The sequence below is a fragment of the Treponema sp. R8-4-B8 genome (assembly GCF_054786175.1).
Genome location: NZ_BDHE01000345.1, coordinates 1 through 471, shown reverse-complemented (window position 1 = coordinate 471; position 471 = coordinate 1). Strand labels below are relative to the sequence as shown.

Sequence of the window (471 nt, the reverse complement as noted above, 5' to 3'; positions counted from 1 at the left end):
TGCCATTAAACGCTCCACTTCCTCGCTAAAAATTTCCCTATCCACAGTTAGAGACTCTCCAGCCGGAACACTTGCTTTTTCTGCTGCCTGCAAAAGAAAACTGCCTAGCATTTTAAGTTCCCGCTTAAAAAGCCCGTGAGCGCTTGTAAGCTGGGTTCCCTTAAAACTGTTGCTGCAAATGAGTTCCGCCAAATTGCTTGTTCTGTGAGCCGGAGTTTTGCCCGCCCCTTTTCGCATTTCGTACAAATCCACGCTAAACCCACGGCAGGCAAGCTGCAAAGCCGCTTCGCACCCCGAAAGCCCGCCGCCTATTACTCTTAATGTATCCACGGTTGAGGAATTTCCTGCATGGAATCTTCCCAAAATTTTGCCAGGCAGTTGTGCAAAAACTCCTTTGAAAAATGCAAGCCATCGTAATCTGCGCCGCGAACAATTATGTCTTCCGCACGGAACCTGCATTAGAGCATTGGT

The 471-nt window shown here is 48.4% G+C and carries 1 protein-coding gene; it reads right to left on the bottom strand.

Annotated elements, in window-relative coordinates; translation table 11 throughout:
- On the bottom strand, positions 1-330 hold a 330-nt coding region (locus ACYVRA_RS08690), incomplete at its 3' end, for an FAD-dependent oxidoreductase (RefSeq protein ID WP_461252320.1).
- Positions 331-471 lie beyond the last annotated feature (141 nt).